General features: G+C 69.5%; 22 protein-coding genes. 13 read left to right on the forward strand and 9 right to left on the reverse strand.

All coding sequences use genetic code 11. The features are described 5' to 3' along the window. Nucleotides 1-91 precede the first annotated feature (91 nt). The 4 genes from AC3WSN_RS19400 to AC3WSN_RS19415 form a co-directional block, all read right to left on the reverse strand. Complete coding sequence (locus AC3WSN_RS19400) at nt 92-1,399, reverse strand: DNA-packaging protein (RefSeq protein WP_492540120.1); 1,308 nt, start codon at nt 1,397-1,399, stop codon at nt 92-94. Then, nucleotides 1,365-2,006: a helix-turn-helix domain-containing protein gene (locus AC3WSN_RS19405; RefSeq protein ID WP_492540121.1), complete on the reverse strand. Its 642-nt coding sequence runs from the start codon at nt 2,004-2,006 to the stop codon at nt 1,365-1,367. The genes AC3WSN_RS19400 and AC3WSN_RS19405 overlap by 35 nt, the downstream gene beginning before the upstream one ends. A 142-nt stretch (nt 2,007-2,148) precedes the next feature. After that, on the reverse strand, nt 2,149-2,916 hold the full coding sequence (locus AC3WSN_RS19410) for a YfdX family protein (protein ID WP_492540123.1): 768 nt from the start codon (nt 2,914-2,916) through the stop codon (nt 2,149-2,151). 288 nt (nt 2,917-3,204) lie between these two features. Beyond that, on the reverse strand, nt 3,205-5,553 hold the full coding sequence (locus AC3WSN_RS19415) for a TonB-dependent receptor (protein WP_192709856.1): 2,349 nt from the start codon (nt 5,551-5,553) through the stop codon (nt 3,205-3,207). Between the two features lie 221 nt (nt 5,554-5,774). Here AC3WSN_RS19415 and AC3WSN_RS19420 point away from each other — a divergent pair, with 221 nt between their 5' ends. After that, nucleotides 5,775-6,995, forward strand: a complete 1,221-nt coding sequence (locus tag AC3WSN_RS19420) for a PepSY-associated TM helix domain-containing protein (RefSeq protein WP_492540125.1) — start codon at nt 5,775-5,777, stop codon at nt 6,993-6,995. A gap of 18 nt (nt 6,996-7,013) precedes the next feature. Further along, complete coding sequence (locus tag AC3WSN_RS19425; RefSeq protein WP_492540127.1) at nt 7,014-7,691, forward strand: Fe2+-dependent dioxygenase; 678 nt, start codon at nt 7,014-7,016, stop codon at nt 7,689-7,691. Nucleotides 7,692-7,804: 113 nt separating this feature from the next. On the opposite strand, the gene AC3WSN_RS19430 is transcribed toward AC3WSN_RS19425, so the two are convergent. Beyond that, entirely contained in the window at nt 7,805-8,701 is an 897-nt protein-coding gene (locus AC3WSN_RS19430) for a LysR family transcriptional regulator (RefSeq protein ID WP_192709853.1), read from the reverse strand. 118 nt (nt 8,702-8,819) lie between these two features. On the opposite strand from AC3WSN_RS19430, the gene AC3WSN_RS19435 reads away from it, so the two are divergent. The 5 genes from AC3WSN_RS19435 to atzF are packed head-to-tail and all read left to right on the forward strand — an operon-like array spanning nt 8,820 to nt 14,140. Continuing rightward, on the forward strand, nt 8,820-9,770 hold the full coding sequence (locus AC3WSN_RS19435) for an ABC transporter substrate-binding protein (protein ID WP_492540129.1): 951 nt from the start codon (nt 8,820-8,822) through the stop codon (nt 9,768-9,770). After that, nucleotides 9,767-10,624, forward strand: a complete 858-nt coding sequence (locus AC3WSN_RS19440; RefSeq protein WP_492540131.1) for an ABC transporter permease — start codon at nt 9,767-9,769, stop codon at nt 10,622-10,624. Before AC3WSN_RS19435 ends, AC3WSN_RS19440 begins: the two co-directional genes overlap by 4 nt. Continuing rightward, nucleotides 10,617-11,399 carry an ABC transporter ATP-binding protein gene (locus AC3WSN_RS19445; RefSeq protein WP_492540133.1) on the forward strand — a complete coding sequence of 261 codons (783 nt, stop codon included), beginning with the start codon at nt 10,617-10,619 and terminating at the stop codon, nt 11,397-11,399. The genes AC3WSN_RS19440 and AC3WSN_RS19445 overlap by 8 nt, the downstream gene beginning before the upstream one ends. Continuing rightward, on the forward strand, nt 11,399-12,313 hold the full coding sequence (locus tag AC3WSN_RS19450; protein ID WP_492540135.1) for a polysaccharide deacetylase family protein: 915 nt from the start codon (nt 11,399-11,401) through the stop codon (nt 12,311-12,313). Before AC3WSN_RS19445 ends, AC3WSN_RS19450 begins: the two co-directional genes overlap by 1 nt. Nucleotides 12,314-12,334: 21 nt before the next feature. Then, on the forward strand, nt 12,335-14,140 hold the full coding sequence (gene atzF / locus AC3WSN_RS19455; RefSeq protein WP_492540137.1) for an allophanate hydrolase: 1,806 nt from the start codon (nt 12,335-12,337) through the stop codon (nt 14,138-14,140). A gap of 251 nt (nt 14,141-14,391) precedes the next feature. Here the strand turns inward: atzF and AC3WSN_RS19460 are convergent, their stop codons facing one another. Both AC3WSN_RS19460 and AC3WSN_RS19465 read right to left on the reverse strand, forming a co-directional pair. Next, nucleotides 14,392-15,261, reverse strand: a complete 870-nt coding sequence (locus AC3WSN_RS19460) for a hypothetical protein (RefSeq protein ID WP_492540139.1) — start codon at nt 15,259-15,261, stop codon at nt 14,392-14,394. Between the two features lie 756 nt (nt 15,262-16,017). Then, nucleotides 16,018-16,293 carry a GNAT family N-acetyltransferase gene (locus AC3WSN_RS19465; protein WP_492540141.1) on the reverse strand — a complete coding sequence of 92 codons (276 nt, stop codon included), beginning with the start codon at nt 16,291-16,293 and terminating at the stop codon, nt 16,018-16,020. A gap of 271 nt (nt 16,294-16,564) precedes the next feature. Between AC3WSN_RS19465 and AC3WSN_RS19470 the strand changes: the two genes are divergently transcribed. Beyond that, nucleotides 16,565-16,873, forward strand: coding sequence for a GCG_CRPN prefix-to-repeats domain-containing protein (locus tag AC3WSN_RS19470; protein ID WP_492540143.1), 309 nt, complete (start codon nt 16,565-16,567; stop codon nt 16,871-16,873). On the opposite strand, the gene AC3WSN_RS19475 is transcribed toward AC3WSN_RS19470, so the two are convergent. Further along, nucleotides 16,858-17,238 carry a hypothetical protein gene (locus tag AC3WSN_RS19475; RefSeq protein WP_192709845.1) on the reverse strand — a complete coding sequence of 127 codons (381 nt, stop codon included), beginning with the start codon at nt 17,236-17,238 and terminating at the stop codon, nt 16,858-16,860. The genes AC3WSN_RS19470 and AC3WSN_RS19475 overlap by 16 nt on opposite strands. Before the next feature lie 63 nt (nt 17,239-17,301). Here AC3WSN_RS19475 and AC3WSN_RS19480 point away from each other — a divergent pair, with 63 nt between their 5' ends. The 4 genes from AC3WSN_RS19480 to AC3WSN_RS19495 all read left to right on the forward strand — a co-directional run bounded on the left by AC3WSN_RS19480 (nt 17,302) and on the right by AC3WSN_RS19495 (nt 19,201). Then, nucleotides 17,302-17,634, forward strand: coding sequence for a hypothetical protein (locus tag AC3WSN_RS19480; protein ID WP_238199317.1), 333 nt, complete (start codon nt 17,302-17,304; stop codon nt 17,632-17,634). 306 nt (nt 17,635-17,940) lie between these two features. After that, nucleotides 17,941-18,111 carry a hypothetical protein gene (locus AC3WSN_RS19485; protein WP_492540145.1) on the forward strand — a complete coding sequence of 57 codons (171 nt, stop codon included), beginning with the start codon at nt 17,941-17,943 and terminating at the stop codon, nt 18,109-18,111. Between the two features lie 183 nt (nt 18,112-18,294). Then, nucleotides 18,295-18,801, forward strand: coding sequence for a peptide deformylase (locus AC3WSN_RS19490; RefSeq protein ID WP_492540147.1), 507 nt, complete (start codon nt 18,295-18,297; stop codon nt 18,799-18,801). A 91-nt stretch (nt 18,802-18,892) separates the two neighbouring features. Next, complete coding sequence (locus AC3WSN_RS19495; RefSeq protein ID WP_492540149.1) at nt 18,893-19,201, forward strand: hypothetical protein; 309 nt, start codon at nt 18,893-18,895, stop codon at nt 19,199-19,201. A gap of 373 nt (nt 19,202-19,574) precedes the next feature. Here AC3WSN_RS19495 and xth read toward each other — a convergent pair whose 3' ends face one another. Then, entirely contained in the window at nt 19,575-20,384 is an 810-nt protein-coding gene (xth, locus tag AC3WSN_RS19500) for an exodeoxyribonuclease III (RefSeq protein WP_492540150.1), read from the reverse strand. A 160-nt stretch (nt 20,385-20,544) separates the two neighbouring features. Here xth and AC3WSN_RS19505 point away from each other — a divergent pair, with 160 nt between their 5' ends. Further along, nucleotides 20,545-21,276, forward strand: coding sequence for a lysophospholipid acyltransferase family protein (locus tag AC3WSN_RS19505; RefSeq protein ID WP_492540152.1), 732 nt, complete (start codon nt 20,545-20,547; stop codon nt 21,274-21,276). Nucleotides 21,277-21,279 lie beyond the last annotated feature (3 nt).

Raw genomic sequence — 21,279 nt, forward strand, 5'->3', positions numbered from 1 at the left:
GGTGCCCGAACGTGACGCCTCGGCGGGTCTGAATCCCGGGCTCCGCTGCGCGGCCCTGGGATGACGGCTTAAGCCGCGCGACCGTCCCGGATCAGAGCCGCCGGATCCGCGGCTCCGCCCGCGTCTCCAGCATCAGGTGGGTGAGCGCCCAGACCAGGGCGTCGAGCCGGTCGGGCGAGGCCCCGCTCGACAGGCCGTCGGGGCCGAAATCGCACAGCTCGTCCTCCAGCGCCGGGAATGCCCCGACATGGTGGACCAACCCGCGGGCGTAGAGCAGCGACACCGGCTCGGCCCGGAGGTACTTGCCGCGCGTGGCGTGCACCCGCGTCACCGGCACGGCGGGGTCGCACTGGGCCAGGACGGCGGCGGCCATCTCGCCGCCCTGGTTGACCTCGACCACCAAGGCGTCGGCCCGGAGCCGGTGATAGAGCGCCAGCGCCGCCCCCGCCCAGGCCTGCGGGCTGGCGCGGGCGAAGCTCGCATCGGCCAGCACGTAGGCGTGTGTGCCCGCCCGGCCGGCCGCGACGATCCCGCAGGCATCCGAGCGCGCACCCGAGGCGGCCGGCGGATCGACCGCCACGACGATCCGGCCGAGTTCCGGTGCGGCACCGACCCGGGCCGCCTCCAGGGCGGCGCGGTCCCACAGGGCGTCGTCCCGGTCGGCGATGAGCTCGCCGTCGAGTTCCTGGCGGCCGAGGCGGGTGCCGGCGTAGCGGCCGACCACCCGTTCCAGGAAGTCCGGCGCGAGATTGCGCGCGTTGTCCTGCGTGCGCGCCCGGCTCACGACGGTGCGCGGATCGGCGAGCAGGCGGCGGATCAGCGGGACCGGCCGCGGCGTCGTGGTCACGAGGTTGCGCGGGCGGGCGCCGAGGCGCAGCCCGAATTGCAGCATGTCGAAGGTCGCCTCCGGCTGGCGCCACTTGGCGGCCTCGTCGCACCAGGCGGCGCCGAATTGCGGGCCGCGGAGCGCGTCGGGCTCCTCCGCCGAGAAGGCGAGCGCGACCGCGCCGTTTTCCCATTCGAGCCGCCGTCGGCTCGGAGACCAGACCGGCCGCGTACGGCCACGGCGCGGCAAGGCGAGGAGCCCGGACGGCCCCTCCACCATCACGTCGCGCACGTCGAGATGCGTCTCGCCCACCAGCGCGATGCGCCCGACCGGCTCGGGCGTGAAGGCCGGATCGCCGCGGGTGAGCGCGTCGATCCATTCGGCCCCGGTGCGGGTCTTGCCGCTGCCGCGGCCGCCGATCACCGCCCAGGTGGTCCAGGGTTCGGACTCGGCCGGCGGGAGCTGGTCCGCCCGGGCCTGGTGCAGCCAGTCGCCGGCGAGCGCCCGGAGCAGCGCCGGCGGCAGGGTCTCGAGAAAGTCAGGCAGACGCCCGGCCGCCGACAAAGCCAGCATAGCGTCGCGCGATCTCCGCGCGCAGGGCGGGCAGGTCGGGCTCGGTGCCATCATCGCTCCCCTCCCCCGCGTCGTTCCGCCCGCCATCCGCCCCGACCGTGTCGAGCAGCCGCTTAAGCCCGCCGAGATCGCGCAGCACCCGGGCCGAGTCGCGCAAGGCCGGCGCCTCCCGGCTCAGCGCCGCATCGAACGTGGCGATCTGCCGGGCGATGTGGCCGCACAGCTGCGCCCGCAGGATTGCCGGATCGACCGGCGGCTGGTCCAGGCGCGCGCGGACGGCCGGTGCCAGCGCCGGTCCGAAGGCCCAGACCAAAGCCTCCGGGCCGGGGCGGTCAAGGCCCAGCACCTCGGCGACGTCGGCGGGATCGGCGCCCGACGCGCCGAGCAGGCGCAGCAATGCGGCCCGGCGCGCCGCCGGCCAGCGCGCCGTCAGCATCCAGCGCCGCCGCGGCGGCCTGGGCCAGCCGGCCCGCACGTTCCAGTGCCAGACGGTCCGGGCGCTCGCGCCGACCCGGGCCGCGATCGCCGCGATGGAGAGATCGGTCTCGCGCAGGAGGCGCAGGGCCGCCGCGCGGGTCTCGGCGGGGTGGGCACCGGTGAGCGGCATCGCCCGTCTCCGCACACGTCTCGACCGTGCCTGCTTGATAGCCGAGCAGCGCGACGGTGTCAAGCTCAAATTCCTATTTCAGGACAGATCTAGGAATTTCGGCAGCGCGCTGACCGGCACCGGCCGGCCAGCGCGCTGTCGTTCACCGACCGCTCTTGGCCGCCGCCGCCGTCCCGGTGGCCTGCGGCGCCGTCTTGTCGGCGGTGGCGGCCGTGGCCTTCTGCGGCAGGGCGACCGCGTCGATCACGTCGAAGCGGATTCCGTCCTGGGCCGTCTTCAGGATCGCGTTGGCCTCGTAATACTTGCCCTGCCCGATCAGCGTCGCCGCCTGATCGATATCGGTCACCGTCTTGTCGAGCGGCAGCACCGCCATGGTGAAGTTCACGTCGACATGGGCGAGCTTGAGCTTCTCCAGCGCGCCCGTCTGGTCGCCCTTGGCGAGGTTCTTGTTGGCCTCGGTCACGGCCGAGGCCTTCTCGGGCGTGGCCACGAAGTCGTCGCCCAGGACCAGCTGCGCATCGACCGGCACCCAGGCGACCGCCGTCTTGGAGGCCGGCGCGGCCTCGCTCTTGGTCGCCGTGGCCTTGTGGCCGGCCATGGCGGCTTGCGTCTTGAGGTCGGTCTCCGCCTTGGTGAACACCGCGTCGTCGGTCTTCGCCTTGGCGAAGGCCGCCTGCGCCTTGCCGATCATGTCCTTGGCCTGGGCGGGATCGGCCTCGAAGATCGCCAGACGGGTGAGCTGGAGATCCCGGAAGCCCTGCGCCCCGTCCTTCGAGAGCTTGCCGACATCCTTGTCGATCGCCGTCTGGTTGGCCGCCCTCGGCTGGGCGGCCTGCTCGGCCGCGAAGGCCGATCCGCCCAGGATGGTGGTGAGCACGAGCGCCGCGGCCATAGACTTCCGATAAGTCATCGTCCAATCTCCATCTGAACGTCGGATGCGATGATTTGCGCTACATTCGCTCTCTTCATCCGATGTTCAGATAATAGATCCGGTCCGTCTTGGTCGCATGTCCGGACGATGAAACATCGTCCATGTGCGCCGCGGCCGACCGGATCGCCGGCGGCGCCCGTCCTTGCGAGCGGAGCGAGGCGATCCAGGAGCGCCACGACTTGCGACGTCGCGCGACCCTGGGTCGCTTCGCTCCGCTCGCGTTGACGGAGGAGACGCCGCGCGCAAAGCGCTCAGGCGGAACCCGCCTCAGAAGGTCAGGCGGGCCGTGAGCACGAAGGTGCGGCCCGGACCCGGCGTGGCCGAACCGAAGCCCGACACCGTCTCGAAGTTCTTCGTATTGGCGATGTTGTAGACGTTGAGCTGCAGGGCCGCGCTCTCGGTCAACTTGTAGACGGCCAGCGCGTCGAGACGCCAGTAACCGGGCACCAATGCTGTATTCGCCGCGCTGGTGAACCGTTCGCCGACGTAATAGGCGCTGCCGCCGACCGTCAGGCCCGGCAGGACGACGTAGGTGCTGGTCAGCGAGAAGGTATTGTGCGGCGTGTTGGCGAGAACATTGCCCGGCGTCGTCACGAAGGCGCCGGCCGTGTTCCGGGCGCTCTTCAGGACCCGGCCGTCGAGATAGGTGTAGCCGCCGAAGACGCTCCAGGCGTCGGTGATCTTGCCGGCGATGCCGAGCTCGAATCCCTGGACCCGGGTGGTGCCGACCGTCGCGTAGATGCCGTTGGTCTGGTCGACCGCCTCGATGGCGTTCTGCTGGGTTACCTGGAACACGGCGCCGGTCAGGCTGAGCTGACTGTCGAACAGATCGTATTTCGCGCCGACCTCGTAGGTTTCGTTGGTCGTCGGATTGAGGTTCTGCTGTCCGCCGGTAATCGTCAGGTACTCGCTCGACGGGTCGAACGAAGTTCCGTACATGAAGTAGACGCTGGCGTTGTCGACCGGATGAACGACGGCCCCGGTTCGCCAGCTGACGAACTGCACCTTGTTGACGACGTCGTACGGCGTGGTCGCGTTCAGCGGCCCGGTCTCGTTGTAGGTTCCCGACCGGACGGTCGCGGCGTGCTGGCGGACCGTGAGATCGTCGTAGCGCAGGCCGCCCAGGATCTCGAGGTAGCGGTTGATCTTGACCTGATCGCTCGCATAGACGCCGACCGTGTCGCCGACGGCGTACGTGTCCGTGCTGGTCGCTGGAATCGTGCCCGGACTGGCCGGATACGGGTTGGGAAACCCGACATTGACGCGCGAGCCGCCCGCGATGTTGGTCCGATACTGATCGCGGGTCTCCTGGCTCAGCTCGATCCCGCTCAGCAGCGTGTGCTGGAGGCCGAACGTCTCGGCGTGGCCGACGAGATCGGTCTGGTTCGTGAACAGCGTGTTGGTGGTGTGGTTCTGGAAGTCATTCGTGTTGTTCACGTACAGATTGCCGAGCGGGCGCATGAACAGCGCCGCGCCGGACAGCGGCACGCCGCCGGTCGCCTGCCCGTACAGGTTCGTCGCGTTGACTTGGACACCGCGGACGCGCACGAACCGGTCGATCAGCGAATAACGCGTTGTATTGGTGATGCTCCAATCCTGATCGAAGGTGTGCTTGTACTGCAGGGTGCCGATATGGGCATCCACCCGCTCGGTGTCGGAGAAGCCCGGGCTGAGACGGCCGAAATAGGTGTTCTTCGCGACCGGCGCCGGCTGCCCGTAATACGTCCCGAAATAGGCGCCCGGCAGCACCGGGATGCCGTAATCGGGGATGTTGTTATCCTTCTGGTAGATGTAGCTGACCGTCACCTGATCGTCCGGCGTCAGGTTGGCCCGGATCGAGGGCGCGACGCCGAAGCGCGTGGTGTTGATATGGTCGCGGCCGGCGACATCGGTGTCGTTGGCGACAAATGCGAGGCGGACCGCCGAGTCGCCCAGAACCGAGTTGATGTCACCGGTGACGCGCGCCCCCGGGGCGCTGTAGCCCGACGCGTCGATCTGGACCTTGTCGGCGGCGAAGAACGGCAGCTTGCTGGTGACGTTGACGACGCCGCCGGTCGAGCCGCGCCCGAACAGGAACGAGGACGGCCCCTTCAGCACCTCGACGCTCTCGATGCTGAACGTGTCGCGCGTGTACCAGCCCGGATCGCGGACGCCGTCGCGATAGAAGTCGTTGCGGGCGGAGTAGCCGCGGATGTTGATGTTGTCGCCCTGCGTGCCGCCCTCGCCGCCGAACATCGTGATGCCGGGCACGTTGCGCAGCGTCTCCACGAGCGTCGAGTCGCGCTGATCCTGGATGAGCTGCTGCGGGACAACCGTGATGCTCTGGGGCGTATCGAGGATCGGGGTCGGCAACCGCTGAAGCTGGAGTTGCCGGGGATTGTAGGGTGAGCCCGTGGCGGGCCCCGACGTCGTGACGTCGAGCTGATCCATCACGACCGACAGGGTCTCCTGCCCCGCGGCGGGCGCTGACACGAAGGCCAGGGACGCCGCGCCGAGCGCAGCCTGCGACAGGCGCGCCAATCCCGGCGCACGCGGTCCGGGTGCATTGTCGAATGCGGAGCCGGCCCCATCTTGCCCAACCGAGAACAGCTCGGCGATCAGTTCCTGCTTCTTCATAGTAATTCTAGACGTCCGCTCCGGCTACGTTTCCGGCGCGTATCTTAATCCACACGCATACAGCAACATAAAACGGTACATCTTGGTGGTATATCTGTTATTTTTAGATTTTAATAATTCGAAGGAAAGAATGTACTCGAATGATTCTAAAATAGTGCGATTGCATTCGTTCCGTTCTTGACCCAAGAGCGGCCAGCAATGGCCGAGCGGGCGCGAGACGGATGGCATTTGGACGATTCCCTTCCTGGCGTACGGTGTTCCGGAAGGTGCACCTGTGGCTCGGGATCGGCCTGACGCTCCTGATCGTCCCGATCTCGCTCACCGGGCTTGTCCTGGTGTTCGACGACGAGATCGACACGGTTCTCAATCCGGGCCTCTACGCGACCACCGGGGCGGCGGTCGCGCGTTCCGCGGACGCCTATCTGCGCAGCGCGAGCGAGGCCGTGGGCGGCCAGGCGGCCGTGCTGCGCTGGCCGCACGAAGAGGGCGGCCCGGTCACGGTGGTGGTCCGACTCCAACCCGCGCCGGCGATGGACGGGCGTGGACCCGGGGGTGGCGGCGCGGCGAACCGGAGCGGCCGGCCCGGGGAGCCGGGCGGCAACCGGCGCCCGCCCAGCCGCCTCGTCTATCTCGACCCGGCGACGGCCGCGGTGCTGGGGGTCAAGGACCTGCGCAATTCGCTAATCGGGCAGATCCACGTCTTCCACGAGAACCTGATGGTGCCTGAATATTCCGGCCGCGACATCGTCGGCTGGACCGGCGTGGCGCTGCTCCTGCTGTCGGTGACCGGGCTGATCCTCTGGTTCCCGCGCAATGGAGGCTTCGCGCGCGCCCTGGCTTGGCGGCGCGGCCCGGCGAAGAGCATCAACCTGCACCACTTCGCGGGCTTCTGGATCTCCATTCCTCTGGGATTGATGGCGCTCACCGGGATCATGCTCGCCTTCCCGCCGCAGGCCAGCGCCGTCCTGAACGCGTTCGACGCGCCGCGACCGCCCGTCCGGCGTCCCGGCGGCGATCCCCTCATGCCGCAGCCGATGCTAACGGCGGAACGGGCCCTCGCGCTCGGGACGGACGCGGCTGCGCCGGAGACACCCCGCCTGCTTGCTGTGCCCAGCGCCGTCACGAAGGCGTGGCGCCTGGAGGTTCAGGCCGCCGATGGAACCCGGCACGCGGTCAGCATCGATGATGCGACGGGACAGACGACGCTGGAGCCGGCGCAACGCCGCGGCGACGCGATCGGCGCCTGGATGCGGCGCGTGCACCAGGGCCGCGCGCATGGCCCGGTCTGGGCGGCTCTGGCCGGTCTCTGCGGGGCGCTGCCCACGCTGCTGGCGATCACCGGCGTGCTGATGTGGCTGCGGAAGCGGCGCAACCGGGCGGCGCTGCGGAACGACGCGACAGCGTTTCCCGGCCGGCGCCTGATCTCAGCCGAGAACGCCTAGGCGAAGGGAGCACGTCCTATGCTCGTACACATCCCGCAGGTCCTGAATGCGGATCAGGTTGCCCGGTGCCGAACCATCATGGACCAGGCGGCCTGGACCGACGGGCGGGTGACCGCCGGGTTCCAGTCGGCGCAGGTCAAGAAGAACCTGCAATTGCCGGAGGACGCGCCCGAGGCCCAGGAACTCGGCGGCATGGTGATGCTCGCGCTCAAGCGCAGTCCGCTGTTCCTCTCGGCCGCCCTGCCGCACACGGTCTTCCCGCCGCTGTTCAACCGGTACGATTCCGGCATGACGTTCGGCGCCCACATCGACAACGCCATCCGCCAGTCCCTGGACGGCCAGCGCATCCGCACGGATATCTCGGCGACGCTATTTCTCAGCGGACCGGACGAGTACGACGGCGGCGAGCTAACGGTGGAGGACACTTACGGCAGCCATGCCGTCAAGCTGCCGGCCGGCGACCTGGTGATCTACCCTGCGGACAGTCTGCACAACGTCACGCCGATCACCCGCGGCTCGCGTGTGGCGTCGTTCTTCTGGATCCAGAGCCTGATCCGCGACAGGACCCGCCGGGCCCTGCTGTTCGACCTCGACACCTCGATCCGGCATCTGACTCGCGACGTTCCGGGACATGACGCGCTCGTCACCCTGACGGGGACCTACCACAACCTGCTTCGGCAATGGGCCGAGACCTGATCGGCGCGGCCGGCACGATCCGGTCGTGCCACCGCAAAAGCAGTAACAGCGGTCCAACCAGTCGTACGCCGCTTCTCGGCAAAACCTGGTGATGGTCTGATGATCGTTGTTCGTCAGGCGGAGTTTCGATTGAGCCGAACGACGAGCTGATCGGCGAACTTGGCCGCGGCCACCGACAGCGACCGTCCGCGCAGCTGCGCCAAGACGAGCGTCATCGGCGTGAGGTCGCGCGTATCGATCGGGCGGCTGTGCAGGCGCGGATCCTCCGGGATGCCGCTGGGAACCTGGAGGCTGACTACGTCCTCCCGCAGGGTCAGGTTGCGCAGGAATTCCAGCGAGCCCGACTCGACGGCCGGCCGGAGTTCGACGCCCCGCCGGGCGAGCGCCTGCTCGATGTGGTGACGGATGGCGAGCGAGCGGTCCGGCAGCGCCAGGGCATGGGCGAGGCAGTCGCGCAGCCGCACCGGCCCCGCTTCCGCCGCCAGCGGGTGGCCGCTGCGCATCAGGGCGCACAGGGTCTGGTGGCCGGAATAGAGGAGGTGCAGCTCCGCCGAGGGGGGCGGCTGCAGGATCAGGGCGAGATCCGCCTCGAAGGCCGCCAGCGCGGTCACCGCCTGCGCGTGGTCGCGAACCTGCACGGTGAAGCCGACCTGGGAAAAACGGGCGCGGTAGGCCTCGACCTCCTCCGGTACGACCTGCGTGACGAAGGCCTGGCTGCACGCCAGGGCCACGTGGCCCCGCCGCACCCCGGACAGGTCGGCGATCTGCGAGCGCACCCGGTCGAGATCCGCCACTTGGTCGCGGATGTGCCGGGCGAAGAGTTCGCCGGCCGCGTTGAGCCGCATCCCCTGCGGCAGGCGCTCGAAGATCGGCGTGCCGAGTTCGTATTCGAGATCCTGGATCTGCCGCGTCAGGGCCGACGGCGTCAGGTTGAGCCGCTCCGCGGCGCGCCGGATCGAGCCGGCGCGGGCGATTTCGGCGACGTAAGTAACGGTGCGCAGATGCTTCACCGACGCATCCTCCGCTGCCGTTGCTGGGAAAGCAACGGCTCGCTCAGAAAATAGCACTTCCTTGCAACAGGGGGCGTGCCTAGTGTCAAGGCTGTCGCGACCCTGCAGGAGCCGTTCGATGATCCGCCGCCGCACCCTCCTGGCCGGTCTCGGGGCCGGCCTCGTCGTCGGACCCCTGTCCCGCGCCCGCGCCCAGGGCGCGCCCGTGACGATCCGGATGGGCTCGCTCAAGCTGATCCACTCGATCGCGCCGAGCTTCTACGAGCGCTTTACCCCCGCGGGCGTGACCGTGAGGGTGGTGCCGTTCGAGAGCCCGACCGAGTGCAAGAACGCCGTCGTCACCAAGTCGGTGGATTTCGGCACCTTCGGCATCGCCGCCGCGACGCTGGGTGCCGCGGCCGGCGAACCGGTCGTGGTGATCGCGTCGACCTGCAATCGCGGGATGGCGGTGATCGCCAAGAAGGATTCCGAGATCCGGACCATCAAGGACCTGCGCGGCAAGCGGGTCGCGATCTGGCCCGGCAGCACCCAGGAAGTATTCGTCCTGGAGCGGATGCGCATGGAAGGCCTGTCCGTGAAGGACATCACCCCCGTCCGGGTCTCCTTCTCGGAGATGCACATCGCGCTCGCCCGCGGCGACGTCGACGCCTATGTCGGCGCCGAGCCGGGGCCAGGCGTCAGCCTCGCCTCGGGCGTCGGCCAGCTCGTCGAGTATCCCTACGGCACCGAGATGGGCGCCCTGAACATGGTGTTCGGCGCCCATCGCGACACGCTGGCCGAGCGGCCAGACCTGGTCCGGACCATGTTGGAGATCCACCGCAAGGCCACGGATTTCGCGGCCCGCGACCGCGACGCGATGATCGCCATGGCGGTGGCCAAGCTCGGCCAGAAGCGGGAGGCGCTCGAGCTCTCGGCGCCGAATGTCGAGCTGACCTGGCGTCTCGGACCGGACGAGGTCCGGCAGGCGCAGGCCTACGCGCAGCACATGCTGACGCTCAAGCAGATCAAGCGCCTGCCCGAGCCCGGCTTCATCGACACCCGCTTTGTCGACGCGATGGGGCGGGCGTGAGCACCAGGATCGAGGTCGGCCCCCTGCGGGCGACGGTGGCACCCACCCGCGCGGCCGACCGGGCCGGTGCTGGGTTCGCCAGCCTGCGCCGGCTGGTGCTCGCCTGCGTGGTGCCGGCGGCGCTCGCCGCGGTCTGGCAGGTCACCACCGCGGGCCGGCCCTACAGCCTGATCCCGCCGCCCGCGGAGGTCTGGGCCGAGATGCGGGATCTCGCGGTCGGCGGCGTCAACGACGACGCGTTCAGCGGCACGCTCTGGACCCACCTCGCGGCCTCGCTGGGCCGGGTCTACGGCGGCTTCGCGCTGGCGGCCGCCGCCGCCCTGCCGCTCGGCCTGCTGATCGGCCGCGTGCCCCTGATCCGGGCGCTCCTCGATCCCGTCCTGCAGGTCCTGCGCCCCGTTCCGGTCACCGCGTGGCTGCCGCTGGCGATGATCCTGTTCGGCCTGGGGCCGCGCTCGGCCTTCTTCCTCGTGTTCCTCGGGGCGTTCTACCCGATCCTGGTCAACACCGTGTTCGGGGTCCGCTCGGTGGAACCCCGCCTGTTCGAGGCGGCCGCGATGCTGGGCTGTACCGGCCCGGCGCAGTTCGTCCGGGTGGTGCTGCCGGCGGCTCTGCCGTCGATCTTCACGGGCCTGCGGCTCGGCCTCGGCTTCGCCTGGGTGGTGATCGTGGTCGGCGAGATGACCGGGGTCCAGACCGGCCTCGGCGCGATCATCATGGAGGCGCGCCAGCTCTCGCGCACCGAGATCGTGATCTGCGGCATGGCGGTGATTGGGGTCGCGGGCTTCGTCTCCGACTGGCTGGTCATGCAGCTCGGCCACCGGCTGCTCGCCTGGAGCCCCAATCATGGCTGACCCGACGATCCCGATCCTCGACATGCGCGCGGTCTCCAAGACCTACGCGGCGGGCGGCCGCCGGACCGAGGCCCTGCGCGAGGCGAACCTCACCGTCGCCCGGGGCGAGTTCGTTTGCCTGCTCGGCGCCTCGGGCTGCGGGAAGTCGACGCTGCTGCGGGTCGCCGCCGGCTTCGAGGCCCCGACCGCCGGGCAGGCCCTGATGTGGGACAAGCCCATCGCCGGGCCGGGGCCGAGCCGCGGCATGGTCTTCCAGGATTACGGCCTGTTCCCGTGGCTCACCGTGCGCGACAATATCGGCTTCGGCCCGAAGGCGCGCGGGCGGCCCGCCGCTGAAGTGCGCGACACCGCCGAGCGCTACATCGCCCTCGTCGGCCTCCAGGCCTTCGCCGACGCCTACCCACACCAGCTCTCGGGCGGGATGAAGCAGCGCGTCGCCATCGCCCGGGTGCTCGCCAACGAGGCCGAGGTGGTGCTGATGGACGAGCCCTTCGGGGCGCTCGACGCCATGACCCGCGAGCGGCTGCAGGACGAGCTGCTCGACCTGTGGTCGCGCACTGGGCTGACGATCCTGTTCGTCACCCACGCGATCGAGGAGGCGATTTTTCTCGCCGACCGGATCGTGATGATGTCGCCCGGCCCCGGGCGGATCGAGGCGGTGCACGCGGTCGACCTGCCGCGGCGGCGCGACGTGTCGAGCCCGGCCTTCAACGACCTGCGCCGGATGCTGGCCGCGCAGCTCCACAGCCATCACGCGCCGCGGGCGGCCGCCTGATGGACATTGCCTTCGACGATCCCCGCCGGCCCGAGAACCGCCTCGCTTACCGCGCCGCCGTGGACCGGCCGCACCTGGCGCTGCCCGGCGGCAAGCACGTCGCCGTCTGGCCGGTGGTCAATGTCGAGCACTGGCTGATCGACCACCCGATGCCGCGCCAGATCCTGGTGCCGCCGACCGCCGCGAGCCTGCTGCCGGACATCCCAAACTGGGCGTGGCACGAGTACGGCATGCGGGTCGGCTTCTGGCGCTTCCTCGAGGCGTTCGAGCGCCGCGACCTCCGCCCGACCCTGTCGATCAACGGCTCGGTCTGCACGGCGTATCCGCGCATTGCCGAGGCCGCCCACGGGGCCGGCTGGGAGTTCATGGCCCACGGCTTCCACCAGGTCCCGACCCACAGGGTCGAGGATCAGCCCGGGATGATCGCCCGCACCGTCGCGGCCATCGCCGCGGTGACCGGGCGCCCGCCGCGCGGCTGGCTTGGGCCGGGCCTCACCGAGACCCTCAATACCCCCGACCACCTTCACGCGGCCGGCCTCGAATACGTCGGCGACTTCGTGGTCGACGACCGCCCCTGCCGGGTGGCGACGCGCACCGGCCCGCTCGTGGCGCTGCCCTACTCGGTGGAGCTCAACGACATCCCGCTGCTCGCCATCCAGCACCATCGCGCCGACGAGTTCGTCGAGCGGGCGCTCGCCAACCTCGACCGCCTCGCCGCCGAGGCCGCGAGTCCCGGCCCGCTCGGGGGCGCCAAGGTGATGAGCTTCGCGATCCATCCGTACATCACCGGCGTGCCGCACCGGATCGGCCTGCTGGAGCGGCTGCTCGACGCCATCCTGGCGCGCCACGACGTGGCGGTCATGCAGGGGGGCGAGATCCTCGACTGGTATCGCGCCACCGGCGACGAATCCTGAGCCGCGTTGCGAGGAGTGACCGTGCCTCCCTTCCCGACGATCCCGCTCCTGCACGCGGCCTACGCCGACGGCCTCGACCCGCGCGCCGTCGTGGCCGAGGCCTATCGCCGGATCGCCGCGGTCGACGATCCCGGCATCTTCCTCGCGCTGGTGCCGGAGGCCGAGGCTCTGGACGCCGCGGCGGCGCTGCCGCCCTTCGACCCCGCGGCGCTGCCGCTCTGGGGCATCCCCTTCGCCGTCAAGGACAACATCGACGTGGCCGGCCTACCGACCACCGCCGCCTGCCCGGACTTCGCCCACACCCCCGCCGAGACCGCGCCCGCGGTGGCGCGGCTCCGCGCGGCCGGGGCGATCCTGGTCGGCAAGACCAATCTCGACCAGTTCGCCACCGGGCTCGTCGGCCTGCGCACCCCCTACCCAGCCCCGCGCAACGCGATCAATTCGGCCTACGTGCCCGGCGGGTCCAGCAGCGGCTCGGCCGTGGCGGTGGCCCACGGAATCGTGTCGTTCGCCCTGGGGACCGACACCGCCGGCTCGGGCCGGGTCCCGGCCGCGCTCAACAACGTCGTCGGGCTGAAGCCGTCCCTCGGGGCGATCTCCAGCCGCGGCATGCTGCCGGCCTGCCGCACCCTCGACACGCTCTCAGTGTTCGCCGGAACCGTAGCCGACGCCGACGCGGCGTTCCGGGTCATGCTGGCCTTCGACGGCGTCGACCCCTGGTCGCGGGCTCTTCCCGTGGCCGCGACGCCCGCCGGCCTCCCACCCGGCCTGCGCCTGGGGCTCCCGGATGCCGCGAGCCTCCGCTTCGGCGGCGACCACCTCTCGGAGGCCGCCTTCGCGGCCACGCGCACCGATCTCGAAGCGCTCGCCGGCGCGGCGGCGCCGGTCGATTTCGGCCCGATGTTCGCCGTCGCGGCCCTGCTCTACGACGGACCGTGGGTCGCCGAACGCTACGCGGCGATCCGCCCCGTGATGGATACCCGCCCCGGCATCCTGCACCCGACGACGCGAGCCGTGATCGGAGCCGCCGCGCGCTACAGCGCGGCGGATACCTTCGCGGGCCTCTACAGCCTCACGGTGTTGCGGCAAGCCGCCGACGCGGTCTGGGACCGCGTCGACGTGCTCGCCGTGCCGACCTATCCGCGCCCGCAGACCTGCGCGGCCGTGGCGGCCGACCCGATCGGGCCGAACAGCGAGCTCGGGACCTACACCAACTTCGTCAACCTGCTCGACTGGTGCGCCCTCGCGGTCCCGGGTCGGCCCCGGGCCGACGGCTTCCCCGCGGGCATCACCCTGCTGGCGCCGCGGGGATCGGACGGGCTGCTCGCGGCCCTGGGCGCACGTCTGCACGCTCGTGCGGCGACCCGGATCGGTGCGGGCTCGACGCCCGTGCCCGCGGCGGAACCCGGCCCGGCGCGGGCCTTGCCCGGCGAGATCGAGCTGGCGGTGGTCGGCGCGCACCTGTCCGGCCTGCCCCTGAACCGCGAGCTGACGGAACGCGGCGCCCGGTACCTGCGGACGGTGCCGACCGGGCCGGACTATCGCCTTTACGCCCTGCCCGGCGGGCCGCCCCAGCGCCCGGGCCTGCTCCGGGTGGCCGCCGGTGAGGGCGGCGCGATCGAGACGGAGGTGTGGGCGCTGCCGCCCGCCGCCTTCGGGGCCTTCGTAGCCGGGATCCCGGCGCCGCTCGGCATCGGCACCCTGCGGCTCGCCGACGGGACGGCGCCCAAGGGATTCCTGGTCGAGGCCGCCGGCATCGTCGATGCGGCCGACATCACACGCTTCGGCGGCTGGCGCGGCTATACGGCCAGCCGTGCGGCGGCCTAGGGGTCAAATCTGACGCTTGGTCCCGCGGCGAGGGGCTTCCTGCGACCAAGGACGGGCAGAGGCACGGTCGCCAAGACTGCCCGAAGCGGTCGCGAGTCGGCCTCCGCTCGAGGTCTGTACAATCTGGTTAGCCGTCTTCGCGTTGACGCGGGGACGTGGTCCTCTGCAGCCAAACCTCTTGGTGCGTAGACTTGCTAGCGGATCCGATCCCGAGCGACGTGCGCAGCCATGAAAAGAGATGCACGTCAGATCTACTGTCGCATACGTATACGCTTGATGCGGAATCCGAGCATGCGCTGGAAATGGCGCAGCCCATTGGGCAGTTGAGAAGGACTACGGGTGTCAACCAGGTGCCGGACACCCTCGACGGCCAGTCGCTCGACGACCACTTTGGTGAGGAGATAGCGCGCATCGGAACGATGCTGGGTTTCACCGAGCGAGACGAAGGCCTGAAGAAGGGCCCATTCCCCGTCTCGCGGCGTAACGGCGATCACAAGCGGCTCACCGTCCTGTGCAAATGCGACGGTCCATAGCCCGTTGCCGATCAAGTACGAATGATCGCTGTCATGCTCCCGATAGAGCGGATTGGATTTGACGGCGATCGCGCGATCAAGCGTCGCGACCAACGCGATTTGCTCATCTTTATCATGCACTGGCCGACAATAAATGCCCAGCTTCTCTGCGGCCTTAACTTTGCGCCTGAGGGTCTGCTTGGATGACCCGAGACTGTAATCCTGCGGCCGAGCAGGAATTTCTAGAACGCAGGCTCCAAGATCCGATAATTTGAAAACCTTTGCCAAACAAACCGTATTCAATGCATTTTCAATGAGCTTACCTTCGGCTCCATCGCTCAACCGGGCACTCAAGCGCGGCAAACGCGCAGTACATCTTGCAGCCATCAAGGTTAATCGCGGATGCAGGGCTAAATAAGCCGGTATTTTCAGCCTGGACTCGTTTGCCTCTTCCCAGAACTGGGAGAGCCAAGCTTCGCAGTCCTCGGGCAGGGCCTCTAGCCGAAATGAAATAAATCGTATCGCCGAGTCTAAAATGAGAGATGACAAGCCCGATCTGTCTATTTCGGGCCGTCCGACGCTAATTGATCTCTCTGTCGGCTCAACCATTCTGCCTCACCCCAAAACATCACAATACGGCTCAAGCCGCTGAGACTTTTTTATTTCAGCTGACATTCAGCCATTTCAGGTCAATACCAAAAAACAACAACGATACCACACAGATTCGCCTCCTTGTATTGAACAAAACCGCACGCTGTCAAGTAAGCACCCGAACCGACAATGCCAGCTCTGAGGCGATCCTGTCGTTCTCCGGATAGCCAAGAATCGCAAGATACGGCGACCCTTGTCTTGTGCGCGAAATGTCGGACGGCCTCGGCAGTCTCGTCTTGTGAGACCTTCGCGGCTCCGCGGACGCGGGTCTTGATTGCGTAAGCCCGCGCCGGGCCCTTCCATCACAGAACGGCATACCTATGCGGAGCGATCCGGCGAGACTTCAGACCCCTCCGGACCTGCTAGAAGCGGACGCAACCAGGGCCCGGGTAGGGTTGCAAGCGGGTGAGCTACGACGTTCGCTCTCATGCCTTTGCCGCTCGGAAGCGGGCAGGGAGAAATCCACCCCGAGCCGACCTCGTGAGCGGGTAACAAGCGTCGGATTTACCCGGGGCACGCGACCGCATCTGATCCGGTGCGATGTCGAAGCCTTGCGGGGATCCAGCCCACTCCGTCATCACGCGCAGAGAGGCGCCCCAGGGCAGCGCGACGCCCCGAAGCGCGACGCCGACCGGACTGCTTCGCTCCGCTCGCAAAGACGGCGGCATCCGTCCTCGGCTCCGGTCGGAATCGGAAGCCGATCCCGACCGCTCCTCACGCGAGCAGATCGTGATGCGCGGGGTGCCGGCGCAGCCACGCCCGTGCGTAGCCGCAGAGGGGCACGATCCGTTCGCCGCCGGCCCGGGCGAGCGCCGCGACGCCCGCCATGAGCCGGTCGGCCGCCCCGGTGCCGCGAAGGGCGGGCGGTGCGTAGACGTAGCTGATGACGAGTTGCCCGGCCTCGCGGCGATACGTGGCGAAGACGACCTCGCCGCCGACCGCCAGCTCGAAGCGGCTCCGGTCGCCGTTGTCGTGCACCGCATCCGTCATCCGCATCTCCCGATCCGGCCCCGGTCCTGACGCCACCGGGACGATCCTTTCAACGCGCCTCGGCACGGGAACGTCGAGCCGCGGCCCGAGGTCCCTTGGCCGCGCCCTCTTGATGCCGCTCCCCACTCCGCGCCGCGGCCCGCATGTCGGGCGCCGCGCCGCCCCGTCGGAATGATGAACAGCCCGACCGGACCCGGTTCACGGTCGCGGCGGCATCTTCCTGTCATCCGGCCCGGCAAGCCCGGGGTCAGGGTTCTCAGGAGATCGTGTCATGAAGCGCTCCAGGTTGCTCGGGATGGCCGCGGTGCTGGCGGCGGGGTTCGCCACAGCCACGGCGGCACAGGCGGCGCCGTTCGGATACGGCCCACCGGACGGCGGCGGTCTCATCGAACGCGTGGCCGGCGGCTGCGGTCCCGGCTTCCACCCGAACCCGTGGGGCCATTGCCGGCCGAACGATCGCGGCTGGGGCTACGGCGGGCCGCGTGGCCCCTATGGTGGCCGGCCGGGCTACGGATACGGTGGCTACGAGCGTGGCCCCGGCGGCTACGACGGCCCGCGCCGCTTCTACGGGGGCTGGTGATCATGGCCGTCGGGCGGGGCGTCAGGCGGCCAGCCTGACAGCCCCGTCCAGGCCTCGCGGATGAACGCGAGGCGGCGTTCGGCGCGTTGGGGATCGGTGGCGGCGACCTGCTGCAGCACCGCCGCTATCGCCTCGGGACCGCCCAGAGCTGCGGCGGCCTCGCCCTGGCGGCGCATGGCGGAGCGATGGGCCTTCATCGCCGGGCCGGCCTTCGGGCCGGTCTCGATCGCCTCCAGGACAGCGACCAGAGCCGCCACGATCGGTGCAACCTCCCGCCAGGTCGGCACGGGCGGGTCTTCGGGCGCGGTTGGCCGCGACCCGCTTGGCGGCGGCGCGACGAAACCGGTGGTCAGCGGGCGCTTCATGGCAGGTCTCCTCAGGCGGCCAAGATGAGCCGATAACCGGCCTTTGGACAGCCGCGGGGGCGCATGACCAGGAACCCAGGGAGACAGCGTTCCGGCGAGGAAGGCCTGTCGCGCCACATCCTGCCCAATGCCGGGACCATGGTCGGCGTCTGCACCACGTTGATCGGATTGGTGAAGATCGTCGAGGGCCGCATTGGTCCGAGCCACGTCGACGAGGCTGCCGCCCTGACGGCCATCCTGTTCCTGGCCAGCGCGATCGCCTCCTACCTCTCGATCCGCCTGGCGGCCGAGAGCGGCCTCGCGATCCGCCTGGAGCGCTGCGCCGACATCGCCTTCGTCCTTGGGCTGATCAGCCTGTCGGTCATCGCGATCCTGTTCGCCTACGAGACGATCTAGCGACCGGCCGCCCCGTCCGGATGTCCCGTCGTGTCGTGGGTGTCCCAGAACACGTCGGGCCTGAAAGCTTAGGCATACATCGGGTTCATCACGCGAACACAGTCGCGAACCCGTTGGAGCCTACGATGACTTGGACGAACCGCATCACCCTTGCCGCCACGCTGATCGGCGGCGCGATCGCGCTGATGACCTATGCGCAGGCCCTGAGCCTGCCGGCGCATTTCGCCTGACGCCGCGCGTCCGGGAGACCGTGTTGCCACGGCCTTCCGGCCGTCACGCGCTCGAGCCCGCTGAGGACACCACGCCATGAACGAGATCTGGGACACGACGGCGTGGATCGGCCACGCCTTGGCCGAGATGGCCTACGAGGTCTTCCTGAGCTTCGGCCCGCTTGCTGAGCCGATGGCCTCCGAAGGATCCGTCACCCTAAGCCGATGCCGGGATGAGAGCCGTCGCGCGACCGGGGACGGCCTCTGACGGACCGGCCTGACCGTCCGTCGGCTGCCCTAGCCTGCCGCCTCCGTATCGCCAGGAGCCCGCCCTGGCCGACCAGCACGTCGGACTCAGCGCCACTGGATGCGTGGACAGCCCTGTTCACCACGCCGCCAGGCTTCGATAGAGGGTGGTGAGATTTTGAGCCTCGCAGGAGTGGGACCCGTCATGTCGGCGCGCGCGCTGGTCCTGTTTCCGGATCCACGTCTCTCGAGTCCGGCCACCCCGGTCGATGGGTTCGGGCCGGGCCTGAAGGTCCTGGCCGACGATGTCCGGGACGCGCTCGTGACCGCGAGCGCCATCGGCTTGACGGCCCCACATATCGGCGTGTCCGCGCGGGTCATGGTGATCCGGATGTCGCCGGAGCAAGCTCCGCATGTCTACGTCAACCCCGCCCTCGTGTGGGCGTCCGCCGACATGGCGACCTACGAGGAGGGCAGCGTCAGCATGCCGGGCGTCCGCGAGCGGATCACCCGGCCTGCGCGCATCCGGTTCGGCTACAAAGACCTCGACGGAGCGGACCTCGAGGAGGAAGCGGACGGCTTCCTGGCCGCGGTCATCCAGCACGAGATCGATCAGCTCGACGGCGTGTTCTGGATTGATCGCCTGTCGCGGCTGAAGCGGGAGCGTCTTCTCAAACGGTTCGGGAAGCTGAAATCCGCGGCGTCGCCCTGAAATCCAGGCCGATTGCTTCGGTAGGTTAATGATCGATGCTCAGTCTCGGCATACGCCCGGAACGATGATGACGTTGGATGGGATGGCCGCCATGGGCACAGATATCATCGACCTCGATGATCATACGGCTTGGCTCGTCCAGCACTTGGCCGTCAACGGGCCTGCCTCGGCCGAAGCGGCGACGGCCCTGACGATCGAGAAGCTCCGCCGGCTGGAAGATCTGGCGCGCAACGCGGGCGCCGACCGGCAGGCGTTCCAGAAGATCCTGTCGGCGCGCCGGGTCCTCGGCGACCATGCCGATCTGGGGCGGGCGCCGCCTTTCAGTGAGACCGACATCGCGATCAATCCCGTCCCGAAAGCACTGCAGTTTTCCGAAGCCGAGACCGGCCCGGCGGCCTGAGCGGGCCACGGGGCGCGGATGCGGGAGAAGCGGGCTGCGTTTGCGGGCCGACCTTCCGGTACGACAACCTGGCCCAGACTGTCGGGCGGGCGCTGGCGACTTCCCGGCGGACCAACATCCAGCTGGGGCACCGATCGTCCGCACGGCGCGGCCGGGACCCGGGCCCCGGCCGCGCTTGACGCTCTGCTGGGCTGCCCGCTCAGAAGGCGCGGTTGCGCGCCGGATGCGGGTTGCCGTAGCGGCGGCGCAGGTAGGACACGACCTTCGGTAGAAGGAAGGCGATCAGGATCTTGCGCATCGGGGCTGGCTCGCATCGCGGGTTCGTGAGCGGGCAATGCTCCGGATGCAGCGCGGTTCCGCGCGCGGCGCAGGATCAGAGATCCAGCGTCAGGGTCACCGGCGCGTGGTCGGACGGGCGCTCCCAGGCGCGGGCCTCGCGCAGCACCTCGACCTTGCGGACCGTCCCGGCCAAGTCCGGCGAAACCCAGAGATGGTCGAGGCGCCGCCCCTTGTTGGCGGCCGCCCAGTCGGGGGAGCGGTAGCTCCACCACGTGTAGATCTTCTCCGGCTCCGGCGTGAGGTGGCGTGCCGTGTCGATCCAGCCCGCCTCCCCGCGCAGGATCTCGAGCGCCTCGGTCTCTGCCGGCGTGTGGCTCACCACGTCGAGGAGCTGCTTGTGCGACCAGACATCGTGCTCCAGCGGCGCGACGTTGAGGTCGCCCATCAGGATCGCCGGTCCGGAGACGCGCTTGCCGCCCCAGGCGCGCAGTTCGGTCAGGAAGTCGAGCTTGTGGGCGAATTTCGGATTGAGGTCGCGGTCCGGCACGTCGCCGCCGGCGGGCACGTAGAAATCGTGCAGCACGATACCCGAGGCCGCCCCCGCCTCCGGCCCGAGCACCGCCGAGATGTGGCGGGCGTCCGCCCGCTCGCAGAAGCCCATCACGCTGCGGGTGTGCAGGGGGAAGCGCGAGAGGATCGCGACGCCGTTGTAGCCCTTCTGGCCGGCGAACATCACGTGCTCGTAGCCGGAGCCGCGCAGGGCCTTCAGCGGGAAGGCGTCGTCCGGGCACTTGGTCTCCTGCAGGCAGAGCACGTCCGGCTTGTGCTCGGCGAGGAAGCGCAGCACCAGGTCGATGCGCAGGCGCACCGAGTTGATGTTCCAGGTGGTGACGGTGAGTTGCACGGGCGGCGCTGGGGTTCGGACGGCGTTGCGCTCCGATAGCCGATTTCGCGGCCCGCGACAGTCCGTTCACCGTCTGTGAGGCAAAAGGCCGTGCGTGCCGGGCCGGCAGGCGCTATGCCCGGGCCCTGCCCTGACCCGGGCCCCTCGTCGAGGCCCTGCCATGGCACATGCCCGCTCGCTCCTGTTTGCCGTCTACTGGGCGGCGTGGACGACCCTGTTCCTCGCACCGCTGGCGATCTTCCTCCTGTCCGGCTCGCCGCAGCGGCCGATCCGCCGGGCGACGCGGCTCTGGGCGCGCGGGATCCTGGGCGGGCTGCGGCGGATCGTCGGGCTGCGCTACGTCGAGGAAGGCCGCCAGCACCTGCCGGCCGAGCCCTGCCTGATCGTCGCCAACCACCAGTCGACCTGGGAGACGCTGGCCTTCCTGGTCCTGGTGCCGGACGTGGCGATCGTCGCCAAGCAGGAGCTTCTGGCGATCCCGGTGGTCGGCTGGTTCCTGCGGCGCTCGCCGATGATCGTCATCGACCGCGCCAACGGCACCCAGGCGCTGCGCACCATGATCGATGGCGGCCGGGCGGCGGTCGCGGCCGGGCGCTCGGTGCTGATCTTCCCAGAGGGCACCCGCGGCGGGATCGGCGCGCCCCTGCGCTTCAAGCGCGGCGTCGAGTTGCTCTACGGCCGGCTGGGGCTGCCGGTGGTGCCGGTAGCGCTCAATTCCGGCCTGTTCTGGCCCGGCGGGACGGCGACCCGGTCCGGCACGGTGGTGGTGAGCTACCTCGCCGCCGTCGCCCCGGGCCTGCCGGCCGCAGAGTTCCTGCGCGGCACCGAGGAAGCCATCGACCGGGAGCTGGACCGGTGGCGGGAGACCGGGCTCAGCGCGACCGGCGCTTGATGC

It is taken from the genome of Methylobacterium sp. FW102-HT35C08 (genome assembly GCF_058790235.1).